The following is a 22760-nucleotide window of genomic DNA, read 5'->3' on the forward strand; positions in this document are numbered from 1 at the left end:
GGCGATTCCTTATTACATTACAGTGTTCTTATTGCAGTGACAGTGACTTCAATCAGTACATTCCCTTCAAGGTCAACACCTAGACAGGCTCGTTGCGGCCAATGTTCAGGGTTTGGCCCCAACCATGCTTTCCAGACTTCATCCATCACTGGCTTATCTGCCATATTTGCAATGTACACTTGCGCTGAAACAATTTGGCTCTTGTCTGAACCTAGCTCGGCCAGATTTTCTTGTATGGTGTTTAAGGTATGGTGTGTTTGTTCTTCAATGCCGACGTGTGTATTTGAAGATGTGGCAACGGTCCAAACTAAATCTTTATATGCTGATGATTTGTTGCGGCCAGCGTGAATACCACGTTTTCTTTCAATCATCATATAACTCCCTGATCATTGAGATTTTACTTGTGAAATAGCATGCCTAAAAATAAAGGAGCATACGCTCCTTTATTTTTTGAATGGTACTACTTGCGAATTGCAATCGCCTCAATTTCGATGTTAACGTCTTTTGGCAAGCGTGCTACTTCGACACAAGAACGTGCAGGGTAATTTGCTACGTTGTGTTCATCAAAGAACTGACCATATACTTCATTCACCGTACCAAAGTCATTTAAGTCTTTAACAAACACAGTTAGTTTCACAATATCACTCACAGTGAGGCCTGATGATTCAACCACAGCTTTTACATTTTCAAGAGACTGTCTAGCTTGATCTGCGATCGCTTCTGGCACGTCACCAGTCTTTGGGTTTACTGGGATTTGACCTGAAGTCAAAACCATATTTCCTAGGTCAACACCTTGTACGTAGGGACCAATTGCCGCGGGTGCTGATTCTGTATGCAAAACTTTTGTCATGATAATTTCCGTTTCTGGTTAATAGATAAAAGTGTGCTTATAGTCTCTGCCTTTGTGCTCTTTTTCAAGTGTTTAGGACAATTGGAAAAAATTAAGTTATGACCATGCGGCTAGACGAGTTTAACCACCAAATCAGACAAGGACTCAGGTGTGAAGGGTTTTGATATGTAAGCATTAACTCCAAGCTGGTTCATCTGCTGAATTTTGTCAGGCGAGGTATCCCCCGTCAGCATAATAATTTTAATGTTTTGATAGGCAGGTTCGAGTTTCACTTGTTTTATTAACTCAACACCGTTAATTTTTGGCATATTCCAATCGGTTACAATCAAATCAAAATGGGCATCAGATAAGGCACTTAACGCCTCTTCACCGTTACTGGCTTGGGTTAATTCACTGAAACCACGATCCTGTAAGCTCTCACTAATTAATTCCCGCATAAAATAAGTATCATCAACTATTAAGATTCGCATACCCTTCCCTAAACGCCACAAGTTGTTTGCCCAACAATGATTTATGCTAGTCATTGCTAGCTACAAATGCAAAGTTCACGAACCGAATTTACCTACTTTAATGAACCCTAACTCAGCTGTAAGCCTCTAAAAGCGTCATTTGACCTGGCCGTTTTTTAAGGCAACCCCTGTTTCACAAATGCTTTAACCGATAAACCACTTCAAACTCTTCACAAATGATTGGCATACTTTTTTGCGGCGTAAAACCGGTATCCGCCAATTCTCGGTGATAATAATCCCAATGCACTTTGCGCCAGTAAGCCAAGCTTTTATCTCCTTCCCCTTCCAAAATAGCGTAATCAGCACTGATTTCATCAAATGGTATGACGCAAACACGTACCGTTTTTATAATACAATGTGCAACGCCATCCCAGTCAGTAACCACATTCAAATCACCCACTTTGGGCAATTCAAACTTGTTGGCTTGATACCACCACAGTGACGGAGAAGTGGCCTTTTTTATTCCCGCAATGACTAAAGACAAACAGTCGTTGGCATCTTTTTCATTGTCACAAAAGTGCCAACTATCCAATTGCTGTTGGGGTTGATTGATGTGATGAAAATACGCTTCACATATTCTGTGTACTGATAAATGACAGTCTCTATTCGACACAATAGTAATTCCCTTATTCGACGGCCCTCATCGTGAGAGACGATAAATTGCACGTTATTTTTAATGTAAACGGCAATGTTGGCTTTTTGCCGTTTACATTACAGGTTACGCCAGAGACTTGGCAAGTGCTCTTGTTTCGGTAAAGGCAGACGCCAAAGAGTTTTGATGTCTCAAATCCGAGAATTCCTGATACTCGGAAGCAATCTCATAAACGGTTTCACAGCCAAGGTATTTAGATAATGTGCGTATATGGGGGGCTAAATGGTTCATACGTGCTCTTATTCCACCTGATTCAAAACCAAATTCACCACAGGATGTTAAAAGTACTAGGGATTTACCCGATAAAATTGGCTCCAAAGGAAAGTCGCCACGCGCAAGGTCAAAGCTAAAAGTCTCATTGATCCTTACAACTTGGTCAAACCAAGCTTTCAACTGTGCTGGCATGCCGTAATTGTACATGGGGGAAGAAATCACCACAATGTCAGCGTCTTTTAGCTCTCTTATCAAGGTGTCTGACATTAAGAGCTTTTGCTTTTGAGCATCCGTGCGCTTTTCCGCAGGCGTAAATACCGCGCCAAGCCACTCTTGATCCGTAAATGGCGGCGGGTTTGCCCCCACATCCCTATAAATGTAGCGCGTTATAGGTGTATTTTCTTTAAGTGATTCAACAAAACTATGCGCTAATTTCTTGGAGATTGAGTCATGGTTTGGGTTGTCATTTTCGCGTTTACGAATACTGGCATCTATATGAAGTAATTGGGTCATCTTTAATATCTCATCACGTTAAATTACGAGACCAATTGTGCGCTCCCCTCACTGCACAGACAAATGAATAGATGGACCTTATAAATAAGTTTTACTCATGTATACTACAAATTCCAACGAGCAAAGAGGTTGAAATGGGAAAAATTTCGATGCAAGCGCTGAAAGTATTTGATGTGGCAGCGCGTCACGGCAGTTTTAAACTTGCGGCACAGGAGTTGAACATCAGTGCGACAGCCGTTTCTCACCACATCAGTAATCTTGAATCACGGCTAAATATCGCATTATTTACACGCAAAACACGGGAAGTTTCCCTCACTGATACAGGGACGTTTTTAGCCAAGGCGACTCTGTCGGGTTTCAGTACGATAGAAAACGCGATAAATGCACTTGATACTCAAGCGCAAAAAGTCAAAGTGCAAACCACCTCCTCATTTGCTGCACAGTTTTTAATCCCTCGACTACGTATTTTAGCGACTAGTTGTCCCGATTTAGAGGTAGAAATCGCCACCGGTGAGCAATTAGTTCATGATCCTCAAGCCATCTCTATTCGCTTCGGAGAAGTCCAGAAAGTAGCCCAAATCGCGAAGCTCACGCTTGAGTTGTTCAACCTTTATGGCTCAAAGGAAATCTTAAGAAAAAGCCCGAATAAAGACAGGATCAAAGTATACGTGCCAAAATGGAAGAACCCGCTTTTACCCTCTCCGCCTTGGCAGCAGTGGTTACAAAAGAATGAGCTGACAGAGACTGCATTTGATGTCGTGTACTTTGATCAAGAGTCCTACTGTATAGACGAGGCCATTGCGGGCTCTGGGCTAGTGTTTTGCTCGTCGACTCTCATTAAACACGCAGTATCGAGCAAAATATTAAGTCAATGTAATTATAGTGCACAGCCATCACAACTTGGTTACTACCTGGTGAGCCCTTTAGCGTCAAAAACTCAAAAACAAGTACAATTTATTCATTGGCTTAGCGCGCAGTTGAACTAAACCCCGAACGTGGATGGCGCACAGTGCGCCCGTAGGGTAAGGTTTTCTTACCTGTCAGTTTTTTGATTTCAATACTGGAAAATGCGCGACATAATGCCCACAATGGTGCTCTCACGTAATGCGACTTTGAATGCGCATATTCGTTTAGAACGACTAATTTAAAACGGGAATTTTATGTTCGAATCATTTAACCCGACGCCCCGCGTCCTGATGGGACCTGGCCCATCAAATGTGTCTCCTCGAGTTTTAGGTGCCCTTGCAAGACCAACGGTTGGGCATTTAGATCCGCAATTCATAGGCCTCATGGATGAAATAAAACAGCTTTTACAATATGCTTTTTGCACTAAGAACGAATTTACAATTGCACTTTCAGCACCGGGGTCAGCGGGCATGGAAGCATGCGTGGTTAATTTAATTGAGCCAAATGACAAGGTCATAGTGTGTATTAATGGCGTATTTGGCAATCGATTAAAAGAAAATGTGGAGCGCGTCGGGGCGCAGCCTATTGTTGTTGAAGATAAATGGGGCGACCCCGTATCCGTAGAGAAAGTTTCCGACGCGCTTGCTGCTCACCCAGATGCAAAAGCCCTCGCTTTTGTCCATGCGGAAACCTCCACAGGTGCACGCAGCGACGCCAAATCACTTTGTCAACTGGCTCAGCAATATGGTGTTTTAACGATTGTCGATGCCGTGACATCATTGGGCGGAAATGAGTTGAGAGTCGATGACTGGGGTATAGATGCCATCTACTCAGGCTCCCAAAAGTGTTTATCTTGCGTGCCAGGCATTTCTCCCGTGAGCTTTAGTGACAAAGCCGTTGAAGTACTAAAAAACCGAAAAACCAAAGTGCCTAGCTGGTTTTTGGATCAATCCCTCGTCATGGACTATTGGTCTGGCGGCGGCAAACGGAGTTATCACCATACCGCCCCTATCAATTCACTTTATGCGCTGCATGAATCATTGCTTGTGCTAAAACAAGAGGGACTGGAGCAGACTTGGCAAAGGCATGCTCAATTACATAAATCGCTGCACACTGGTTTAACAGAACTTGGCATTGACTTTTTGGTTGATGAAAACTTTCGTCTACCACAATTAAACTCTGTCATTATTCCTGATGGCGTTGATGATGCCCAAGTACGTGCAACACTGTTAAACAAATATAACCTTGAGATTGGTGCCGGGCTTGGCCAACTCGCTGGTAAAACATGGCGAATTGGGTTGATGGGCACGACTGCACATGCACAAAACATTGCTCTGCTACTTGCAGCATTGAAAGATGCGCTACGTTAACAAGCGCATTATCTAGGTGTGATATGCTACCACACCTAGTTCTACCTGAGGGTAGGCGTATATTGCCCAGCAAAATGCAACAATATCAACCACCATAGCATGATTATCTATGGCAGTGAGCATCTAGCATTTCCATATAGAAACGCCCACCCCTGACGACCATACTCGATAGCCGCACGGCCAGTGCGTCGTTCGTCACATCTGCATTTACAGCCATCCCCCCATTACAATTAAGCTAGTAAGAATCAAGTAAAAGCAAGCATGAATCGCCTGTACACACTTTTTATGGTGCTCACCTTAAACAGGCTGCCTTTTAAGCTTAATAATAAAGTACTTTTCCCAGAGCCACCGCAAAATAATTAACACGAACACATCCATTGCCATAGAGGCATGTAATTGAATCGCACCTTGACGATGAGCAATTTGATCTTTAATTTGACTAAAAATGGTATGAATTTTCGCTTCCATGCTCATCAAAATAAATACAATTAATATGCGGTAAACCAGTGGCGTGAACGATCAACAATATAGCGCTTATTAGCCATAAAATACGTCTTTGTCTTCTCATTGCTGTCGTAATATCGTGGCGCTCAAAATCACACATTCAAACCAATCTGAAAAAAGGCAGCTAATGTCGCCGCCCTTGGTGCTAACTAGAATTCAGATTAGTTTGAGAGCGTGCAATCGTGCAGCTTAACCCAAACGTCGGTATCTTCTGCTGGGGATGCTTGTGTCCACCATTTAGCCTGATAGATAGCTTCTTTAAAAGTTACCACGCTATCGCGTACATAGGTTTCACCAACTTGCCAACGTGCCGATTGGCACCTTGGTGTTAGCGCACCAAAAAAGCCCGTAATGCTGTTGAGTTTTAACCCTGAGGCTGTGCCATAATCGACGCCTTCAGCAACCGATACCGCGCCACCCAGTGCGGTGATATGCCAGTTAAACCGGATATTCGCTGAATCAATGCTACCGTGTACTTCAATATTCGACACCAAAGTAGCATCATAAGGCCAGAGCCCAAACTCGCGCATTTGCCCTTGAAAACCGCCTATCCAATTGCTTACCAGTTGAGCATTGTTGATCACATAACCCGCAGAGCTTGGATCTTGGTACACAAATCCAGGGTTCGTTGCTTTTTCTAGCATATTAACTCTGTCACTCTCGTCCAAAACATTCCAAGCGCTCATGTACGTAATGACATTTTGTTTAAGTGTATTTATTTCGCTGTCGGTCAGCGGTTGCGCGGCGCTAGTTGCACTCGCAAAACTCACACTGGTTAATAAAATTGCAGCTTGAATAGATTTCATAATGACTCCTAGTCCTTGTTGTTATCGTGCTTCCAGTCTCCTCATTGATTGGGAAAAAATATTCCATCTTGATAAACATGGATTTTTTTGAATTAATATCTATACCAATCAACTAATTAGCAAGTGTCCATTTAGCTAAATTGACACCATGATTAGTCATTTCGAATAAAACGAGCTAAGAGAAACTTTATTTATGTGGATTGAATTACAAAGGGAGTTTTATTTAGTTTGCTGTGTCCTGACACTCTTTTGCGCTGGCCTGATGTTTAAATATGAACGAAGCTTTGAGGAAAGTGCGCACTACCTCAGCTTGGCAAATCTCGCCATTATGCTAATGCCACTAATTAGCTATATACAGTTAAAATTTTACATTAGCGCACCGCTCATATCGCAAATCGCAAACAGCTGCATCTTGCTTTTCTGTGCATTTTCTTACTTGTTTTATTGCAGCAAGACGCCCCCTAGCATGAAGCGGGTGGCGCTTCATTGCATCCCGTTTGGGTTCTTTATAACCATAAAGATCATCGGGGTTCATACTCAAACCGTATTGCTGTACATCCTCTATTTTGGGCTGATGTTTAGCTATGTAACTTGCATGTGGCAGTCAACGGCCAGATCCACAACAAACTCCCTACGGTGCAGTACTCTATTAATATTTACAGTTACTTACTTAATTGCTTTGAATGGTATTGTGGCAATCTCTTATTTAAGCCAATCGAGTTGGACGTATCCTTTGTGGTCACTCCTTAATGTCAGCATTTGCGCTTATCTAATGACATTTTCTTTTTATGCCGCTTACCGCCTTAAACAGGTAACAAAGCCCCCTCAGCTTCATATACAAAACACTGTCATTAAAAAGTCAGATCCGCAAAATTCTCATTCGAAGGATGTCAATTTCAAACAACGCACCATACAGCTCAGTGATTCTGTGGCACAAGATTGCATAGCAAAGCTGCATCACTTGCTACAAAAAGAACACCTATTTTTGGATAATCAACTCACACTTGGACAACTGGCAACGAGGCTGGACTTAACCCAACACCAGACATCTGAACTACTCAATGAACACATGCAGACGAGTTTTTATAACTTACTCAATGAGCACCGCATTCAACATGCTTGTCAGCTGCTGAAACACGCAACAAATAAGACAAGCATCACCCAAATCGCTTTAGAAAGTGGGTTCAACAACAAAAGTTCGTTTTACAATGAATTTAAAAAGCAGCTGGGGACCACTCCAAGTCAATGGCGTATAACGCAGCAAGTAAGTGAGACCTAAATGCTTATTGTTCTTGCGTAATATTTCGAAGTCGAGCTTGAATGAGAAACCGAGATAATGATTCCATTTGTACTTCATTAAGTGTGATATGTTGAGAGTTTCCGTTCTCATCATTCATCAACACCTCTACCTCTCGGCCTGTCGTGTTTAACAGCATATGCGTTTTGGCGTCAGTGACATAGAGGTCTAACGCCTCATCTGATATATGCGCATTTGTACCTACACCGCCTGATTCTAAAAAGTAACCAAACTGCGCATGATCCTCAATATCTACGAAACGATATATCACCTTTGCGCATGTCAAAAAGCACTGCTGCGCGGCATCGAACAGCGCTACCCCAGAGTTGTATAAAACACGGCCAGACAAAGTCATATCAACTAAGTTTCGATGATTAAGATCTTCGACATTGATAAATACGATTTCCAGATGAGACTTTTCTGCGCAACATACTTCATACAAGCAGTGGTAATGAAACCCTGCTCCGCCACTCGACGCAATCGCGTTAGGGAAATAACTCGGCCATTGTTGACTAACGTATGACTCTACTAATACAGAGTCCTCCCAACAAATCGTCGCATCTAACCTGTCTAAATCGGATTGTTTATCAATTGAGGAGTAATTCATATCGCTTTTAGTAAGTCGTTAATTATGCACGATGTAAGTGTAACACCGAAAACCATAAATACTTCAAACCTCTCGTAAAAACATACGCTTAAATGCCTTTAGACCCGATTCTGAAAAGCGCACGGAACGTGCATCTAAATCTCTTTCGGCCCAGCCTTTATCAAAAATATACTCTAATACCCACTGCCCAAGGCTACCAGCTAGGTGATTGCGACGCTCACTCCAATCCAAACAAGACTTACAAACAGGCCGCCTTTTCGTTTGTAAGTGCTCGATATCGACTCCTAATTCAATAAAGTAAATACGACCTTTTTCCGTAAGCTGCGTTTGCTCACCCGCATCAATTAAAATACCTCGTGCGACTAACGCATCATACAGCTTTACTCCCAGCGCTCCTGCCAAATGGTCATAACATACTCTGGCATATTGTAGCCGCGTGTCATTTGGGCCTGTCTTCACGGTCGTTTGTGCCGTTGTGGTGATCACCAAAAGTTGTTCCAATAGTTCAGCAATAGCGAGCCCTTTCAGCTGAAAGTACTTGTGCCTCCCCTGCTTTCTCACTTGTAATAAGGCACCCGCAACAAGTTTAGAGAGGTGACTACTCGCCGTTTGAGGCGTCACGTCAGCTTCGATCGCAAGCTCGGTGGCAGTCAGCGCTTTGCCGCCCATCAAAGCAGTCAATATTTTTGCGCGGGTTGGATCTGCAATGAGCCCTGCCACGATTGAGATATTCGGTTCCATATATTTACCATTAGTTCGATGACCATCGAAGCATGCTTTTTTTGGCTTGGTAGACTGCCTCAAAATAATAAAGGAGGCAATCCCTATGTCCATTACATGTTTTATTGAATACGAAATTAATCCATTTAAGCACGCAGAATTTGAACTATATGCAAAAAATTGGGGAAAGATCATTCCGCAATGTGGTGGTAGGCTGATGGGTTATTTCATACCGCATGAAGGAGATAACAAACGTGCTTTCGGGCTAATTACTTTTGCTAGCCTAGCCGATTACGAAAGTTATAGAGCAAGGCTAAAAAGCGATAACGATGCCATAGAAAATTTCCGCTATGCACAGCAAGCACAATTTATATTGCATGAAAAACGCTATTTTTTAAAAGGCGTGCCTGAAACCCTCACGTGCGATATGGAGCTTTTAAAGTGATAGCCGTTATATTTGAAGTCACCCTAAAACCGAATACGGCACCTCGATATTTTGATATTGCTGCTGAGCTCAAAGAAATATTGGTCAAACAAAGCGGGTTTATCTCAATAGAGCGCTATCAAAACGTCAATCATCCTGAGCAATACCTATCACTGTCATTTTGGCAAGACAAGGAATCCGTGATGCGCTGGCGAAATGAAATTACGCACCAAAAAGCGCAACATATCGGGAAAACGGAGCTGTTTACATATTATCGGATCCGCGTCGCAAACGTATTTAGAGATTACACGCTGTAATTAGACATTCACTATGGCTGCAATGCAATTAAATGCGCTTTGAATTGCAGCCAAACAGGTCAGAACAATGGAACTACTTGATTATCTATATGTACACTTTCTTTCTGAAGCACAGCTTATCAAAACGTGTCATATCCCCCTTCATAGGCTTAGAAAATTACAAGCATCTGGCGTCATGCCCAAACCCAGTTATATTTTGGATGCCGACATCACTTGCAGCTCATTTTTTGGGGAACACAAGCAACGTGAACCTATTCGGTTTTACCCAAAAGCATACACTCAGTGGCTAGATGCGGTAAAACTCAACACAGCGCAAGGTGATGCGTATCACCACTTTAGCGCACGCATGCAGGAAACCATTCTTGCGCTAGCAAATATCAATATATCAGTAGGGTACGAAGACAATGTATCAGCGCTAAACCAGTTTATAACGACGCAGTGGCCCCACTTCTTAGCAGGTACCTATGGGCTTTGCACACGCACGGGATTGCCCGAAGATATTGCCAAAAAAGAAATCGCTGTAGCATTGATATCCCCCCTACTCTCCAAGCACAGGCTGAGCGACCAAGAAGAAAAACGCCTAATAACGGCGATGAATATACTTGCGTCGAGTAGTCCAAAGTTTGCCCCACATGAAAGACACAAGTCGCAAAATTATCGCTTACATGAAGCCATGAAAGCGCGACTTTGCACACCATAAAAAGTCACAAGGCACCAAGTAACCGCCCAATTCCACTCTATTTCTGATTACGTCTTAGTCTTCGCTGATTCTTTTTCTTGGTCCTGTAGGGCTGAAAAAACATCGCTAAGCCTGTTATGACCATAAAAAGTAGAATAAAAGAGACCGGTAACATTAACCAGAGGTTTGCATTTTTCTCAAAAAAGGTACCGTCATGCAGGCTTTCAATAAACTCATAATTACGTTTTGCAACCTGAAGTACTTCGCCTGTATGACTATCGATTTGAATTTCGATGCTGTTGTGACTACGGATTTTAGTAATCCCTTTTGCTGGCCTCACGTCTAATCGATTAATATCGTCCCAGTCCGATATTTGAGCCGCTTCGACAGATTGTGCCGCTTCTAAAATGCGGTCGAAAGTAATGGTAGGCTGAGCGGTTAGTCCTTTAGCTGTGGGAGGCTGGATAAAATCGAACTCCTTTTTTACCAGCAAAAGAATGCCGGTTATCAAGATTACCAATAACGGTAAGACGATAACGATACTTGCCCATTTATGAATGTTTCTATTCGTTCTTTTAAAGCTCATGTTACCTACAACTGATTTTGCTACCGGTCGCCACATAATCGCGCTATGTCGCAACCCACAATCAAAGCAAATGTATCACGTATTGAATCAGGTCCACCTACTTCCGTTTTACATGACATGTATTTATCAAGATTAGACTAAAATCACCAAATGGCGGTGCCAAGCAACACTGGACACCGCCTACATTTGGCAATTATTTAGTCATTAATGGCGCGCCAACGGTCCATGGACCACCCGCGTCAATTACCGACTGCTGCAGTTGTGGGATCTCACGCTGCTGTAAAGACTTAACACGCTTGCTCACGCTTTCTAGACGCTTGCTGGCATATTCAAATTGATCTTTATGCTGTTGAGTAGGCCCATAGGTCGACCAAGCGGCAGTCATTGCATAGAACAACCGACTTGAGATGTTCGCTGGCTTTGTGCCCATACGGTCACGAGATTTCAAGCCATTCAGCTCATAGTTAATCGCATTTATCTCGGCTTGGATATCCGCATAGTTCGACTCTAAAGCCGTGATGTCACCCGGTGTGCGGTCAATTGCAGTACGTAGTGTCTTCATTGATTTGTTTAGTTCACCAATGACCGCGTTTACAGCACTTGCTCGTCTTTGCGCATTTGAGATTTTCTTCCCAAACTCAAGTACTTTTTTGGCGGATGCCGCTTGCAATGCACTATCTGTAATCGGTTTCAATTCAAATTCAACAGGCTGTGCAAGTTGCGAGACGGTACTGCCTACGCGCTTGTATAACGTCGCATTGTAGGTGCCAGGAATAGCCAACAAGCCTGTACCAAATGGACTCCATCCTGAAGATTCAGCACCCGTTATCGCTTTACCTGTTGCATAGGTCATGTCCCATGTTACGCGGTGCAACCCTTTGGTTGTCTTGCCTGAAACACGGTTTACAAATTCACCGTTTTCATCACGGATCTCAAGATAAACCGCAGGTTTTGGTTCTTGGTTTTCCTTTTCGATCTCTTCCCAAGCCGGATACTGTGGATAATTTTTTTCTTTAACCATTTCCTTTTCTGCTTTTTGACGCTGCGCTTTTGCAGTCAGTAAGCTTTCTTTTAAGTAATAAGTTAAAGTTGCACCATGCTCGGGGTTTTTAGCCGCATAACGATCATCACCATCGGTATTAGTATGATTACCATCTAGACTAAACCACTTAACGGGTCGACTTGGTGCAATGAGCAAAGCCTCTCGCTCCATAGACTTTTCGGTGAGTTCACGCAGTGGCGCGTAGTCATCTAGAATGTAGATACCACGACCAAAAGTGCCCGCAACTAAATCATTTTCTCTTCGTTGAATTTTGACATCTCGTGTCGAAATTGTCGGGATGCCACCATTGAGTTCAACCCACTGTTTACCACCATCAACTGTAAAGAAAATCCCGAACTCGGTACCAATAAACATCAAATCCTTGTTTACGTGGTCTTGCACAATACGCCATACCAAGTGCTTTTCAGGTAAGTCATCAGCCAGTGACTGCCACGTTTTTCCTAGGTCGGTAGACTTAATTAGGTAGGGCTTGAAATCACCATATTTATGGTTATCAAGTGCTACATATACGGTATTCGGGTCGAACAAGTCAGCACGAATATCATTGATATACGCCATTGCAGGGATCCCTTCAATGGTATTTAAATCAATTTTTTTCCAGTTTTTGCCGCCATCTTTGGTGACTTGAATAAGACCGTCGTCCGTACCCGCCCAAAGTATCTTGTCGTCTACTGGGCTTTCTGTGAAGTTCGCAATCGTATGGTACTCAGACATTGCATAGATGTCCCAACCGGCTTCAACTGACCATGTTCTCCCCATGACCGGTATATGCATACGATTTTCGTTTTTGGTTAAATCACTCGAAATCGGCTTCCAGCTATCTCCTCTGTCATCTGAACGCCAAACACGTTGTGATGCAAAGTATAAGCGCTTAGGATCATGCGTAGACACATTGATAGGTGCATCCCAGTTAAAGCGTTCAGCAGGTTCGCCCGGACGCGGTTGTGGTTTAATGTATACACCTTCTCTGGTTTTAAGGTCGTGACGAGTCAAGTTACCTTGCTGCCACTGAGAGTACATAATGTTCGGGTTACCAGGTTCAACTGCAGGTTGATGACCGTCTCCCCCTAGAGTTAAGAACCAATCTTTATTCTTGATCCCTTCTGAACGTCGGGTACGTGATGGACCACCTTGTGTCGAGTTATCTTGCGCACCTGCATACACCGTGTAAAAAGGCTCTGCGTCATCAGGCGCAACTTTATAAAATTGCGTTAACGGCAGGTTCGCCATAAAGCGCCAATTGGCCATGCGATCATGAGACATGTATATGCCGCCATCAGAGCCTATCAATACAAAATCGGGATCCGTAGGGTGAAATGCAAAGGCGTGATCGTCTACATGTTTACGTTTGGTATTGATAGGCGTCCAAGTTTTACCCCCATCATCTGACACTTTACTGTAGTTGCTAGCAATATAAACACGGTCAAGTTGATGTTGATCCGCAAAGATTTCTTGGTAGTAGTGAGGACCCGTACCGCCGCCTACTTCATCAGACATTCTCTGCCAGCTCGCGCCGCGGTTTGCGGAGCGATAAAATCCGCCTTTTCGGTTATCTGTCTCAATCGTTGCATAAACAATGTCTGGGTTGATAGGCGAGATTGCCATACCAATCTTACCCATATTACCTGTCGGTAATCCTGTTTTGAGCTCTGTCCAAGTTTCACCACCATCATCCGAGGTATGGATGCCAGCCCCTGGGCCTGTGCCAACATATGTGGCTACCGTTCTTTGACGAGACCAAGTTGCCGCATATAGCTTGTCAGGATTACGAGGGTCAATGAGTAATGAGGTAACCCCCGTCCACTCATCTTCCGGCTTGAGCACTTGCTTCCAAGTTTCACCGCCATCTGTCGTTTTGTACAACCCACGCTCACCCCCACTGCTCCACAGAGGCCCTTGTGCAGACACCCACACTGTATTTGAATCTGTTGGATGGACCATAATATCAGAGATACGCTCTGAGTCTTTCAGGCCCATATTTTTCCAAGTTTTACCACCGTCTACAGACTTGTATACACCATCACCAAAACTGATATGGCGGCCACCGTTATTTTCACCTGTACCTACCCAAATGATATTAGAGTTGCTTGGGTCAATCGTCACATCACCGGTGGAGTAAACCGCCTGCTTATCAAAAATAGGGGTCCAAGTAGTCCCCGCATTGACGGTTTTCCATACGCCACCTGAACCAACTGCAGTGTACCAAGTCGATGGATTTTTTTGGTCTACTTCAATATCGGCAATACGTCCAGACATATAGGCTGGGCCAATATTACGAAGCTTCATCGCCTCAAAAGTTTGACTGTTAAAGATTGATTTTTCTTCTTCTGACTCGCTCGCCAGCGCATTTGAAGTCACGAGCGCAATAGAGACAGCTAATGCTGTTTTTAGGAGAGTTTTCATTTTCACACCAAAGGTTATTATTTTCATTCATCCCAGCGGGAAACATTAACCTAACATATGATACAGGTGTGTAAATAATCGCTCATACTACAAAAAATTGAGTTAAATGTTATGATGTAACAAAATATGTAATATCTAGTTAGGCATCAAACATAAAGAAAAAGATATAGTATTCATTAACTTACACTAAATTCAACCGTATTTTGTACACAATTAAGGGAAAACAGCAGTAAAATCTGAAAGTTGCTGCTTCCCCCCGCATGCACTTTGTCTAAAAAGCGTAAAAAATTACACGGTTAATTTAGCCAGATATTCCCCATCTTCTTCATCAAAGCCATACTCCTCAAACCCAAAACTGGCATAAAAATCCTTCGCCAATGTATTTTTAGGGCAATAACAAATTTCAATAAACGCCAGCTCTTCGTCGCGCTTAATTTCGTCAATAGCCAACCTCATTGCTTGGCGCCCTATTCCCTGAGTTTGAAATTTTTTATCAATCATAAAGCGCCAAATAGACACATGGCACTTACTCTCTGGCACCCACATAAAAAAGCCCACAGGCTCATTGTCTAGGTAGATCCCACGAGTTTGATAATGTGCATTGTAATGTGATTCAACCAACGACCACATATTGCAAGCCACAAAGTCTTGTTGCTCCTTACTTACATCTAAGTCGCAAATGGCTTCATAGTTTAGATGAGTCACTGGTCTTAACGACACTAAGCCTTCAAATTCCTTCTTCGCTTCCATATAAATACCTCACAACAGCGTCCTTCGACTTAATACTTCATACGCGCAAGCATCCGCTTGTATCTCCAAGTAAATGCCAACAGTGCGATTGCGATTAGATTGACAGTGAAGGAAATTGAGTCAAAGTCTAAACTCACCCCAATCACTGAAAAGGGATTTAACCCCATATTCCATTCACCCACCTTGACTGTCACCACTTGAAACAAACTAAGCCATAATAGCGGCTTTACGATATATTCAGGCTGCTTTATCCAACGCCACGTCAACAATGCATAAAGCACAACAAAAAAGAACATGTACCCCAACTTTACAAGGGCCAATACATCGCTGCCCTTGCTGTTATCCATTGTATAGAGCACGAAAGCCACCGCTGAAAAAAGCAAAGAAGCCAGTAACAAAATGCAATTGGCCTTATAACTTTTTGACGGCAAAGCGACTGTTTGTTGAATCACCTTACTGTCAGTCATGGCATGCCTCTTGTAACTTTTTCAAATCACCACCAGTGATCGCCTCTAAGTGAGACGTTATTTTTTCCGCAGGCCAATCCCACCAAGCAATGTTTAAGAGCGTGTCAATAACAGGTTGTTCAAATCGCATTCTGATTACCTTTGCGGGGTTACCACCGACAATGCTATACGGCGGCACGTCTTGGGTAACTACAGACTTGCTGGCAATAATTGCACCATTACCAACCTTGATACCTGCCATAATGGTAGCTTTATACCCGATCCAGACATCATGACCCACTTCCGTATCCCCTTTGTACGGCAACTCCCCCGCCTGAGGGGTGGCTTTCTCCCAGCCATTGCCAAAGATGTAAAACGGGTATGTGGAAAATCCCGACATTTGGTGGTTTGCACCGTTCATAATGAATTTTACGCCCGTTGCAATAGCGCAAAACTTGCCAATTTTTAATTTGTCCCCAATAAAATCGAAATGGTAAAGCACATTTTTTTCAAAGTTTTCGGGGCCTTGCGGATCATCATAATAGGTATAATCACCAACAATGATGTTGTCTCGAGTAATGAAGTTTTTGAGATAACCTACCTGAGGAAATCCCTCAAGTGGTGATGGGTTATTTGGGTTGGGTCCTTTCAAAGTAGCACCTTTATATCAATTTTTATCGTTCACAATTTTATCCGGTGGTACATGTTCAACCAGCCAGACATCATTATTCGTTTTGTAAAATTGTGCGCCTTGTTGATGCATCAGCTCAGAATCTATGGTCAGAATTACGGCGCTGCCATAGCGACTGCCAACGGTGCGTGCAGTTTCTGCTGACTCGGTTAAATGAACATGGTGGCGGTCTCCTTTTTGTAAACCCTATGCATTGATTGAATCTAAAAATCGAGTAGCGGTTCCGTGATATAGGATTTTGGGTGGCGTTGTCGGTGCCAAGCCTAAGTCGACTTGAATGGAATGGCCCTGGTTAGCACGGATCTTTCGACCATCTTCACTGATAGCAAATCGCTGTTTGTCGCTACTTTGAACAATCTCAGCAATGACCTCAAAAGTCAGTGAGAATGCTGTTGTTTTTAAGATAAGTTCATTTATCTCAGCCCAGCCTTGATTGTCTATTGTTAGGTTTATTAACTCAGGTTGATGCCTAAGAATAAGACTTAGATATTTTGATATTTTTTTATTTTGCATAGGCCAATAATGTAGCCGATCTCATCAACTAAGTTAAGAAATATTGCGCGCTGATAGACTTAGCGTAATTAGCCCATTAATATGGGCTCACTGATTATTCATTTATTGCTGGGCGCAAAAAGCTGCCCTAGCACTGCTCAAATGGAGATTCCAATAACCTTATTTGCCGAAGATGGCTATTAATTTCGGCCATAACGCCTTGTGGCAAAATAAACTGGGGATCCGTATGACCAAAGTCTAAATTACTCACTAATGTGAGTTGATCACATCCAAACTCTCCTGCCACGACAGACACTATCATATCGTCTAGCAGTGCTTTTTCTTCATTACTATAATCTCTCGCACGACCAAATATCACACCAGATACGTGTTCAAACACGCCCATCACGCCGTAATTCCTCAACCAGTATCTCACGTAGTCAATTGTCGGCTTTTCTTCTGAGGTTTCAAAAAATAAGATTTTACCTCGCCAAAAACTCGCATCGGGCCAGTATTGTGTACCTTTCAGCATTTCCAATACCTCAAGACACCCTCCAAATAGCTGTCCTGATACACAACCACCGTGCGCATCTGATGATTGTAAAAACCTTGGGCCATCGTTGCGCTGTTGAGGATGGATTTTACCCTCATTAGAGGGTTCAGCCCAATCCGGATAACCATCGCTATAATGACTAAATACTGGTAAAACTGAGTCTGAAACGTCATCAAATAAAAATGATTTCACGTAGTCTTGATATGCTTGTGGAAAACTGTGTAGTTGCGAAAATCCAGCCATCACGGAAGGACCATTAAAAGTGACTAAACCCAATTGATTCACATAAACAGACACTGCCGTAAAATCAGAGTACCCCATAAAAAACTTCGGATTTGCCTTGATAATATGTGGGTCTAAATACTTCAAAATCCTAGCGGAGTCATTGCCACCGATGGTTGCAATGATGCCCTGTATATTACTGTCTGCAAAAGCATGATTAATATCATCAGCCCTCTGCTTTGGATTGTTAAACACTTTATCAATCGCCATGCGTGCAGTTGGATACGCCACCACATTAAAGCCAAGTTTTGTTAAGTTACGAATACCACATTCAAAAATATGGGGAAACACTGATGGCAACCCTGTCGAAGGAGACAATACAGCGATATTGTCTCCGGGTTTCAATCGTTTTGGTTTGATCAAAGTAAACCGCCTTTTAGTTGAGTTCTCATTTTTATACCTCAAACAATATAATTTTCATAGCGTTAGATGGCCTAGGTTAAATTATCTATCGTGCAATTGATGACCCTATTTCCACATCAATGCGATGGCACGGAATATACCTATTTAAAACACTATATTTGTTCAAAATTTGCCTTCAACGCATTATCCTGATAGCTTTAATTCGCCCAGACACAACAATCTAGCTAAATAATTTGCGTGGACGTTGAGCGTTAATGCCACAAATAACCGACATAAGGAGTTGTTATGTTTTGGATTAGTCACATTTCGGGTCTGGCTGTCACTTGGTACTTTACAGACCTTCAGTCACCCTCTATCGTTGAAGGGGTCATTTGCCCTATTCTGATTGCGGTATTCATTTTTAGTATGCTCAGGCAACTATTCCTAGCCGCAAAATCATCAACGTCTTCGCCAAGCGCCAAGACACAGTCTAGCGATAGCAGCGCGTATTTAATCAACCCCAGCGTTGATAAACATAAGCATGACAGTGACACAGACACTGATGTTAGCCAAAGTTTTGGTGGAGATGCCGGTGGTGGTGACAGTGGAGGCATGTAAGGTGCGGCCGCTGCGCCCCATCGCAGCAGAAACTAGCTCAGTCAATCAAACAGAAAAAGACAAAAGCCCGAAGGGAGTCCTTCGGGCTTTTTAATTAAACTATATTGTCACACTATTTTGCAGCAATGGCAGCGCGTGCTTTATGTAGCTTTTTGTAACTTTCTATCAATTTAAGGTGCTTATCTAGCCCTTCAAGTTTAGTGCTCGTTTCAGTCAACCCATAGAAACGAACATCACCATTAATTGAGCCGATAACATTAGTCATGACTTCTTGGCCAAACATTCTCGTTAGGTTGTGAATGTAATCTTCAATTTCTAACGCGTCGTCAAGTGCAATTTCCAATACTGTATGCATCGCTTGGTAAAAAATACCGCGTTCAACGGTGTTGTCGTTGTATTGAAGGAAGGACTCTACTAGGTCCATGGTTTCCTCTAAATCACCCAACGCGAGGTAAATAAGGAGTTTTAACTCGAGAATAGTTAACTGACCCCATACTGTGTTTTCATCAAACTCAATGCCAATTAAGGTGATAATATCCGTGTAATTATCTAACTGACTTTCCTCTAGACGATTAACTAAATCAGCAAGCTCTTCGTCATTTAAACGGTGGAGGTTCAGTATATCTTCACGGTATTGTAGTGCTTTGTTCGTGTTATCCCAAATTAAGTCTTCGGCTGGGTACACCTCAGAGTAGCCTGGCACCAAGATACGACACGCGATGCCCAAATCCGTAAACTCAGCAATATAGGCTTCTTTCCCTAAGTCTTTTAATATACCAAATAGCTGCTCACACTCTTCTTCATTCGTGCCAGAAAAGTCCCACTCAACAAAGTCAAAATCTTTCTTCGCACTGAAGAAACGCCATGAGATCACGCCGGTTGAATCAATAAAGTGCTCAACAAAGTTTTCAGGCTCTGAAACGGCCATACTGTTAAATGTAGGTCTTGGGACATCGTTCAAGCCTTCAAAGCTCCTACCTTGAAGTAGCTCTGTTAAGCTTCGTTCTAACGCAACTTCCAAGCTTGGATGTGCACCGAATGACGCAAACACGCCGCCTGTTTTAGGGTTCATCAATGTTACACACATCACTGGGAATTGCCCCCCAAGAGAAGCGTCTTTGACAACCACAGGGAAGCCCTGTTCTTCTAAGGCTTTGATGCCATCAACAATACTTGGATATTTCGCTAAGACTGCTTCAGGAACATCTGGTAGCACAATTTCTTGTTCAATGATTTGCTTTTTAACTGCACGCTCAAAAATTTCAGAAAGGCACTGTACTTTTGCTTCGGCTAGATTATTACCAGCACTCATTCCATTACTTAAGAACAAGTTTTCAATCAAGTTTGAAGGAAAATACACAGTTTCGCCATCAGACTGTCTAGTGTAAGGAATTGAACAAATTCCACGCGCCACATTTCCTGAGTTGGTGTCAATGAGGTTAGAGCCCTTCAACTCACCCTCAGCGTCATAAACTGACAAGGTATACGGGTCTAAGATCTCACCGGGTAATTCATCATTTGGGCCAGGTTGGAACCACTTTTCATTGGGATAATGCACAAAATCACTGTTTGCAATCTCTTCCCCAAAAAACTGATCATTGTAAAAGAAGTTACAGTTCAAACGTTCAATAAACTCGCCAAGCGCTGAGCACAGTGCACTTTCTTTTGTTGCACCTTTACCATTGGTAAAGCACATTTGTGATGCCGCATCACGTATATGAAGCGACCAAACATTGGGAACAATGTTGCGCCATGATGCCACTTCGATTTTCATGCCAAGATCTGCGAGAATACCGGTCATGTTAGCAATCGTTTGCTCGAGTGGAAGGTCTTTACCCAAAATAAAGGTATTGGCATCCTGCTCAGGTTTTACCATAAGCATTGCCTGCGCATCGTCATCTAAGCTCTCGACATCTTCAATTTGAAAATCTGGGCCTGTTTGAATGACTTTTTTCACCGTACAACGGTCAATAGAGCGCAAAATACCTTTGCGATCTTTCTCCGAAATACTCTCCGGCAGCTCGACTTGAATTTTAAAAATTTGATTGTATCTATTTTCTGGGTCAACGATGTTGTTTTGCGAAATACGGATCCCATCTGTTGGGATCTCACGAGAAACGCAGTACACCTTTACAAAATATGCCGCACAAAGTGCTGATGAGGCTAAGAAATAATCGAAGGGGCTTGGCGCCGAACCATCACCTTTATATCGGATTGGCTGATCCGCAATAACACTAAAATCATCAAACTTGGCTTCAAGTCTCAGATTATCGAGAAAATTAACTTTAATTTCCATTGAACTCTTCCACAGTTGTGCGCAGCCACTCGGTCACACCAAAGCCTAGCTTAGCTCGACCCAGCAGCAAAATTATCTTAACTGTGCAATTATCTTATTTTTCTCGCCATTAGTCTTGGGTTAATTGCAAATATCCTCAAATTAAATCAAGCATTGAGGATCACTGCGTCCAATATGGTGATGTTTTAAACAGGCCCTCTGTAAACTCGAACTGGACACATCCCGCCTCTCACTTCGTGTGTTTCATTGCCAACCAAAGGGATCCGCAGCTTTTCGATCACGGATTGAGAGCGAACATTTTCTGTTAAGTGCACAGCATGCACCGTTTTCAAACCCAAATTCGCTTTGCAGTGTGCGATTAACCCTTTTGCCGCTTCATAAGCAATACCCTGCCCCCAAAAAGGCACGCCAAGCCAATAGCCTATTGTCCCTTCGCCATTTTTAAATTGAGGAAAACTAACTGCACCGATGATGCGACTGTCGTCTTTCATTGTAATGGCATAGACAACAGCCGTTCGCTGTTCATATTGACTTTTATGCGTGTTTATCCAGTCGATTGCCATAGAGGATTCATAAGGGTGGGGAATACTTGCGGTCATATCAGAGATGATTTTTTCACCTGCAAGCACTGCGACTCTTTCAGCATCATTATGGCAAAAAGGCCTTAATATCAGCCTCTGGGTTTCGATATTGGGTTGTTTCATTCAATCGCTCGACTTGACTATTACTTCACCCTCTATTGGATACACTATTTATAAGCCTTTTAGTACCATTTCTTTGATTTTTTTGGCCTTTTCAAAGTGATCCAGCTTATGTGTTTGTATCCACCAAGTTGCCGCTTCCATTAATAGTACGGGGTCATCGTTTTTATTGGCAAAAAAGGCATAGAATGAAACGCCTACATTTTCTCCTTTTTTATCGATTTTCTGCTCGCACACATTAACTACTTTGTCTCGAAGAGATTCTCTCATCCTCACACTCCTTAAGCCTAGATAGCCTCGCATATTACTTGCAAAGACTCACAGGCTCAATTTTTACGATTGTTGGCGCATGATTTCTAAGCACAGGTAGAGAGGTCAACGCTTTAAATATCCACTTCGTCATTCCCCGAGGGAAGTTTGAATATCCTACATCGGCCACAAACAAACTCGCTGGCAGTTGCGATTGAAAGTAAGTCGTTAAATGATCTCGATTGATACCCCAAGGCATTTTGGGTGTCGTATAGTGCGGCGTTTTTTCCCACCCTTTTGGGGACGTTGATTTGTTAGATAACCATACTGGAATGGTATCGAACATCAGGCACCAATCAGTAAACCTCGAAGCAATGTCTTTAATTAACGCCACCACCTCTTGCTCTGTAAAATACATGAATAGGCCTTGTGCAGAAATAAACACTGGCGTCCTACTAGGCACATACTCAAACCATCTATTATCCAATGCCGAATAAGGTAAATGGAGATGGTGTTTATCCGGTTGAATAAAACGTTCCCTAATGGCAATTGACTCAGGTAAATCAACACTCAGCCACAATGCACAGTCTTTTTTTATCCTAAACCTTTGTGTTTCAAGCCCTTCCCCTAGGTTAACCACGGTACCTGTCGGGTTCTTGTTTAAAAACGCGCTGATTTCTCTATCGAAATCGAGCGAGCGCACAGCGTGAGATGGCTCAGCTTTACCGAAATTAAGTTCAAAATCATATTCAATACTTTGGTAGATAGCTGCCGCAAAGTCATCATTAATAATTCCGTCACTTCTCATCGCCTCAGAGGCCCTGTTGTGCAATGTCCAGAGCATAGTTTCAGGGACTGACGTTAAATTTGCACCGTATTTCATTCCAACTTCCTTTTGTTCTGTCACATTGACTATAACGC

Annotated in this window: 25 protein-coding genes and 1 pseudogene; 7 read left to right on the top strand and 19 right to left on the bottom strand. The window is 42.8% G+C overall.

The genetic code is table 11. The features are described 5' to 3' along the window. Positions 1 to 17: 17 nt before the first annotated feature. From L1286_RS05720 to L1286_RS05740, 5 genes are all read right to left on the bottom strand, one after another. The gene (locus tag L1286_RS05720; protein ID WP_235405948.1) at positions 18 to 374 is read right to left on the bottom strand and encodes a RidA family protein; all 357 of its coding nucleotides are present in this window, start codon (positions 372 to 374) and stop codon (positions 18 to 20) included. 86 nt (positions 375 to 460) lie between these two features. Further along, entirely contained in the window at positions 461 to 850 is a 390-nt protein-coding gene (locus L1286_RS05725; protein ID WP_235405949.1) for a RidA family protein, read from the bottom strand. Positions 851 to 960: 110 nt separating this feature from the next. Continuing rightward, a complete protein-coding gene (locus tag L1286_RS05730; RefSeq protein ID WP_235405950.1) occupies positions 961 to 1320 on the bottom strand; it encodes a response regulator in 360 nt (119 codons plus the stop codon). Between the two features lie 172 nt (positions 1321 to 1492). Next, positions 1493 to 1972, bottom strand: a complete 480-nt coding sequence (locus L1286_RS05735) for an ASCH domain-containing protein (protein WP_235405951.1) — start codon at positions 1970 to 1972, stop codon at positions 1493 to 1495. A gap of 105 nt (positions 1973 to 2077) precedes the next feature. Further along, positions 2078 to 2737, bottom strand: coding sequence for an FMN-dependent NADH-azoreductase (locus L1286_RS05740; protein WP_235405952.1), 660 nt, complete (start codon positions 2735 to 2737; stop codon positions 2078 to 2080). A 134-nt stretch (positions 2738 to 2871) separates the two neighbouring features. Between L1286_RS05740 and L1286_RS05745 the strand changes: the two genes are divergently transcribed. Next, positions 2872 to 3723, top strand: a complete 852-nt coding sequence (locus tag L1286_RS05745) for a LysR family transcriptional regulator (RefSeq protein ID WP_235405953.1) — start codon at positions 2872 to 2874, stop codon at positions 3721 to 3723. Positions 3724 to 3897: 174 nt separating this feature from the next. After that, positions 3898 to 5013, top strand: a complete 1116-nt coding sequence (locus tag L1286_RS05750; protein WP_235405954.1) for a pyridoxal-phosphate-dependent aminotransferase family protein — start codon at positions 3898 to 3900, stop codon at positions 5011 to 5013. Positions 5014 to 5678: 665 nt separating this feature from the next. Here the strand turns inward: L1286_RS05750 and L1286_RS05755 are convergent. Next, positions 5679 to 6323, bottom strand: coding sequence for a hypothetical protein (locus L1286_RS05755; protein WP_235405955.1), 645 nt, complete (start codon positions 6321 to 6323; stop codon positions 5679 to 5681). A 772-nt stretch (positions 6324 to 7095) separates the two neighbouring features. Here L1286_RS05755 and L1286_RS05760 point away from each other — a divergent pair. Further along, positions 7096 to 7602 (top strand): helix-turn-helix domain-containing protein, encoded by a 507-nt coding sequence (locus L1286_RS05760; protein WP_235405956.1) that lies wholly within the window; start codon positions 7096 to 7098, stop codon positions 7600 to 7602. Between the two features lie 4 nt (positions 7603 to 7606). Here L1286_RS05760 and L1286_RS05765 read toward each other — a convergent pair whose 3' ends face one another. Both L1286_RS05765 and L1286_RS05770 read right to left on the bottom strand, forming a co-directional pair. After that, positions 7607 to 8227 carry a hypothetical protein gene (locus L1286_RS05765; protein WP_235405957.1) on the bottom strand — a complete coding sequence of 207 codons (621 nt, stop codon included), beginning with the start codon at positions 8225 to 8227 and terminating at the stop codon, positions 7607 to 7609. A gap of 63 nt (positions 8228 to 8290) precedes the next feature. After that, positions 8291 to 8968 (bottom strand): ArsR/SmtB family transcription factor, encoded by a 678-nt coding sequence (locus L1286_RS05770; RefSeq protein WP_235405958.1) that lies wholly within the window; start codon positions 8966 to 8968, stop codon positions 8291 to 8293. Between the two features lie 85 nt (positions 8969 to 9053). On the opposite strand from L1286_RS05770, the gene L1286_RS05775 reads away from it, so the two are divergent. The 3 genes from L1286_RS05775 to L1286_RS05785 all read left to right on the top strand — a co-directional run bounded on the left by L1286_RS05775 (position 9054) and on the right by L1286_RS05785 (position 10388). Beyond that, positions 9054 to 9392: an NIPSNAP family protein gene (locus tag L1286_RS05775; RefSeq protein ID WP_235405959.1), complete on the top strand. Its 339-nt coding sequence runs from the start codon at positions 9054 to 9056 to the stop codon at positions 9390 to 9392. After that, on the top strand, positions 9389 to 9688 hold the full coding sequence (locus tag L1286_RS05780; protein ID WP_235405960.1) for an antibiotic biosynthesis monooxygenase family protein: 300 nt from the start codon (positions 9389 to 9391) through the stop codon (positions 9686 to 9688). Before L1286_RS05775 ends, L1286_RS05780 begins: the two co-directional genes overlap by 4 nt. 67 nt (positions 9689 to 9755) lie before the next feature. Next, positions 9756 to 10388, top strand: coding sequence for a DUF6058 family natural product biosynthesis protein (locus tag L1286_RS05785; RefSeq protein WP_235405961.1), 633 nt, complete (start codon positions 9756 to 9758; stop codon positions 10386 to 10388). 37 nt (positions 10389 to 10425) lie between these two features. On the opposite strand, the gene L1286_RS05790 is transcribed toward L1286_RS05785, so the two are convergent. The 7 genes and pseudogenes from L1286_RS05790 to L1286_RS05820 all read right to left on the bottom strand — a co-directional run bounded on the left by L1286_RS05790 (position 10426) and on the right by L1286_RS05820 (position 17996). Next, the gene (locus L1286_RS05790; protein ID WP_235405962.1) at positions 10426 to 10989 is read right to left on the bottom strand and encodes a PepSY-associated TM helix domain-containing protein; all 564 of its coding nucleotides are present in this window, start codon (positions 10987 to 10989) and stop codon (positions 10426 to 10428) included. A gap of 157 nt (positions 10990 to 11146) precedes the next feature. Then, positions 11147 to 14419 carry a WD40/YVTN/BNR-like repeat-containing protein gene (locus L1286_RS05795; protein ID WP_235405963.1) on the bottom strand — a complete coding sequence of 1091 codons (3273 nt, stop codon included), beginning with the start codon at positions 14417 to 14419 and terminating at the stop codon, positions 11147 to 11149. A 288-nt stretch (positions 14420 to 14707) separates the two neighbouring features. Beyond that, positions 14708 to 15169, bottom strand: a complete 462-nt coding sequence (locus L1286_RS05800; RefSeq protein ID WP_235405964.1) for a GNAT family N-acetyltransferase — start codon at positions 15167 to 15169, stop codon at positions 14708 to 14710. A 29-nt stretch (positions 15170 to 15198) separates the two neighbouring features. Further along, positions 15199 to 15636, bottom strand: a complete 438-nt coding sequence (locus tag L1286_RS05805) for a hypothetical protein (RefSeq protein ID WP_235405965.1) — start codon at positions 15634 to 15636, stop codon at positions 15199 to 15201. After that, positions 15629 to 16267, bottom strand: a complete 639-nt coding sequence (locus L1286_RS05810; protein WP_235405966.1) for a Vat family streptogramin A O-acetyltransferase — start codon at positions 16265 to 16267, stop codon at positions 15629 to 15631. Before L1286_RS05810 ends, L1286_RS05805 begins: the two co-directional genes overlap by 8 nt. A 15-nt stretch (positions 16268 to 16282) precedes the next feature. Next, positions 16283 to 16819: pseudogene (locus L1286_RS05815) on the bottom strand (RNA 2'-phosphotransferase). A 127-nt stretch (positions 16820 to 16946) separates the two neighbouring features. Beyond that, positions 16947 to 17996, bottom strand: coding sequence for a S66 family peptidase (locus tag L1286_RS05820; protein WP_235405967.1), 1050 nt, complete (start codon positions 17994 to 17996; stop codon positions 16947 to 16949). A 285-nt stretch (positions 17997 to 18281) separates the two neighbouring features. On the opposite strand from L1286_RS05820, the gene L1286_RS05825 reads away from it, so the two are divergent. Further along, a complete protein-coding gene (locus tag L1286_RS05825; protein ID WP_235405968.1) occupies positions 18282 to 18593 on the top strand; it encodes a hypothetical protein in 312 nt (103 codons plus the stop codon). Positions 18594 to 18705: 112 nt separating this feature from the next. Here the strand turns inward: L1286_RS05825 and L1286_RS05830 are convergent, their stop codons facing one another. The 4 genes from L1286_RS05830 to L1286_RS05845 all read right to left on the bottom strand — a co-directional run bounded on the left by L1286_RS05830 (position 18706) and on the right by L1286_RS05845 (position 22722). Further along, on the bottom strand, positions 18706 to 20889 hold the full coding sequence (locus L1286_RS05830) for an OsmC domain/YcaO domain-containing protein (RefSeq protein ID WP_235405969.1): 2184 nt from the start codon (positions 20887 to 20889) through the stop codon (positions 18706 to 18708). 185 nt (positions 20890 to 21074) lie between these two features. Further along, entirely contained in the window at positions 21075 to 21593 is a 519-nt protein-coding gene (locus L1286_RS05835; RefSeq protein WP_235405970.1) for a GNAT family N-acetyltransferase, read from the bottom strand. Between the two features lie 48 nt (positions 21594 to 21641). Then, on the bottom strand, positions 21642 to 21860 hold the full coding sequence (locus L1286_RS05840) for a DUF6500 family protein (RefSeq protein ID WP_235405971.1): 219 nt from the start codon (positions 21858 to 21860) through the stop codon (positions 21642 to 21644). A 34-nt stretch (positions 21861 to 21894) separates the two neighbouring features. After that, positions 21895 to 22722, bottom strand: coding sequence for a class I SAM-dependent methyltransferase (locus tag L1286_RS05845; protein WP_235405972.1), 828 nt, complete (start codon positions 22720 to 22722; stop codon positions 21895 to 21897). Between the last annotated feature and the right edge of the window lie 38 nt (positions 22723 to 22760).

It is taken from the genome of Pseudoalteromonas sp. SMS1, assembly GCF_021530565.1.
In the GTDB taxonomy this organism is placed as follows: domain Bacteria; phylum Pseudomonadota; class Gammaproteobacteria; order Enterobacterales; family Alteromonadaceae; genus Pseudoalteromonas.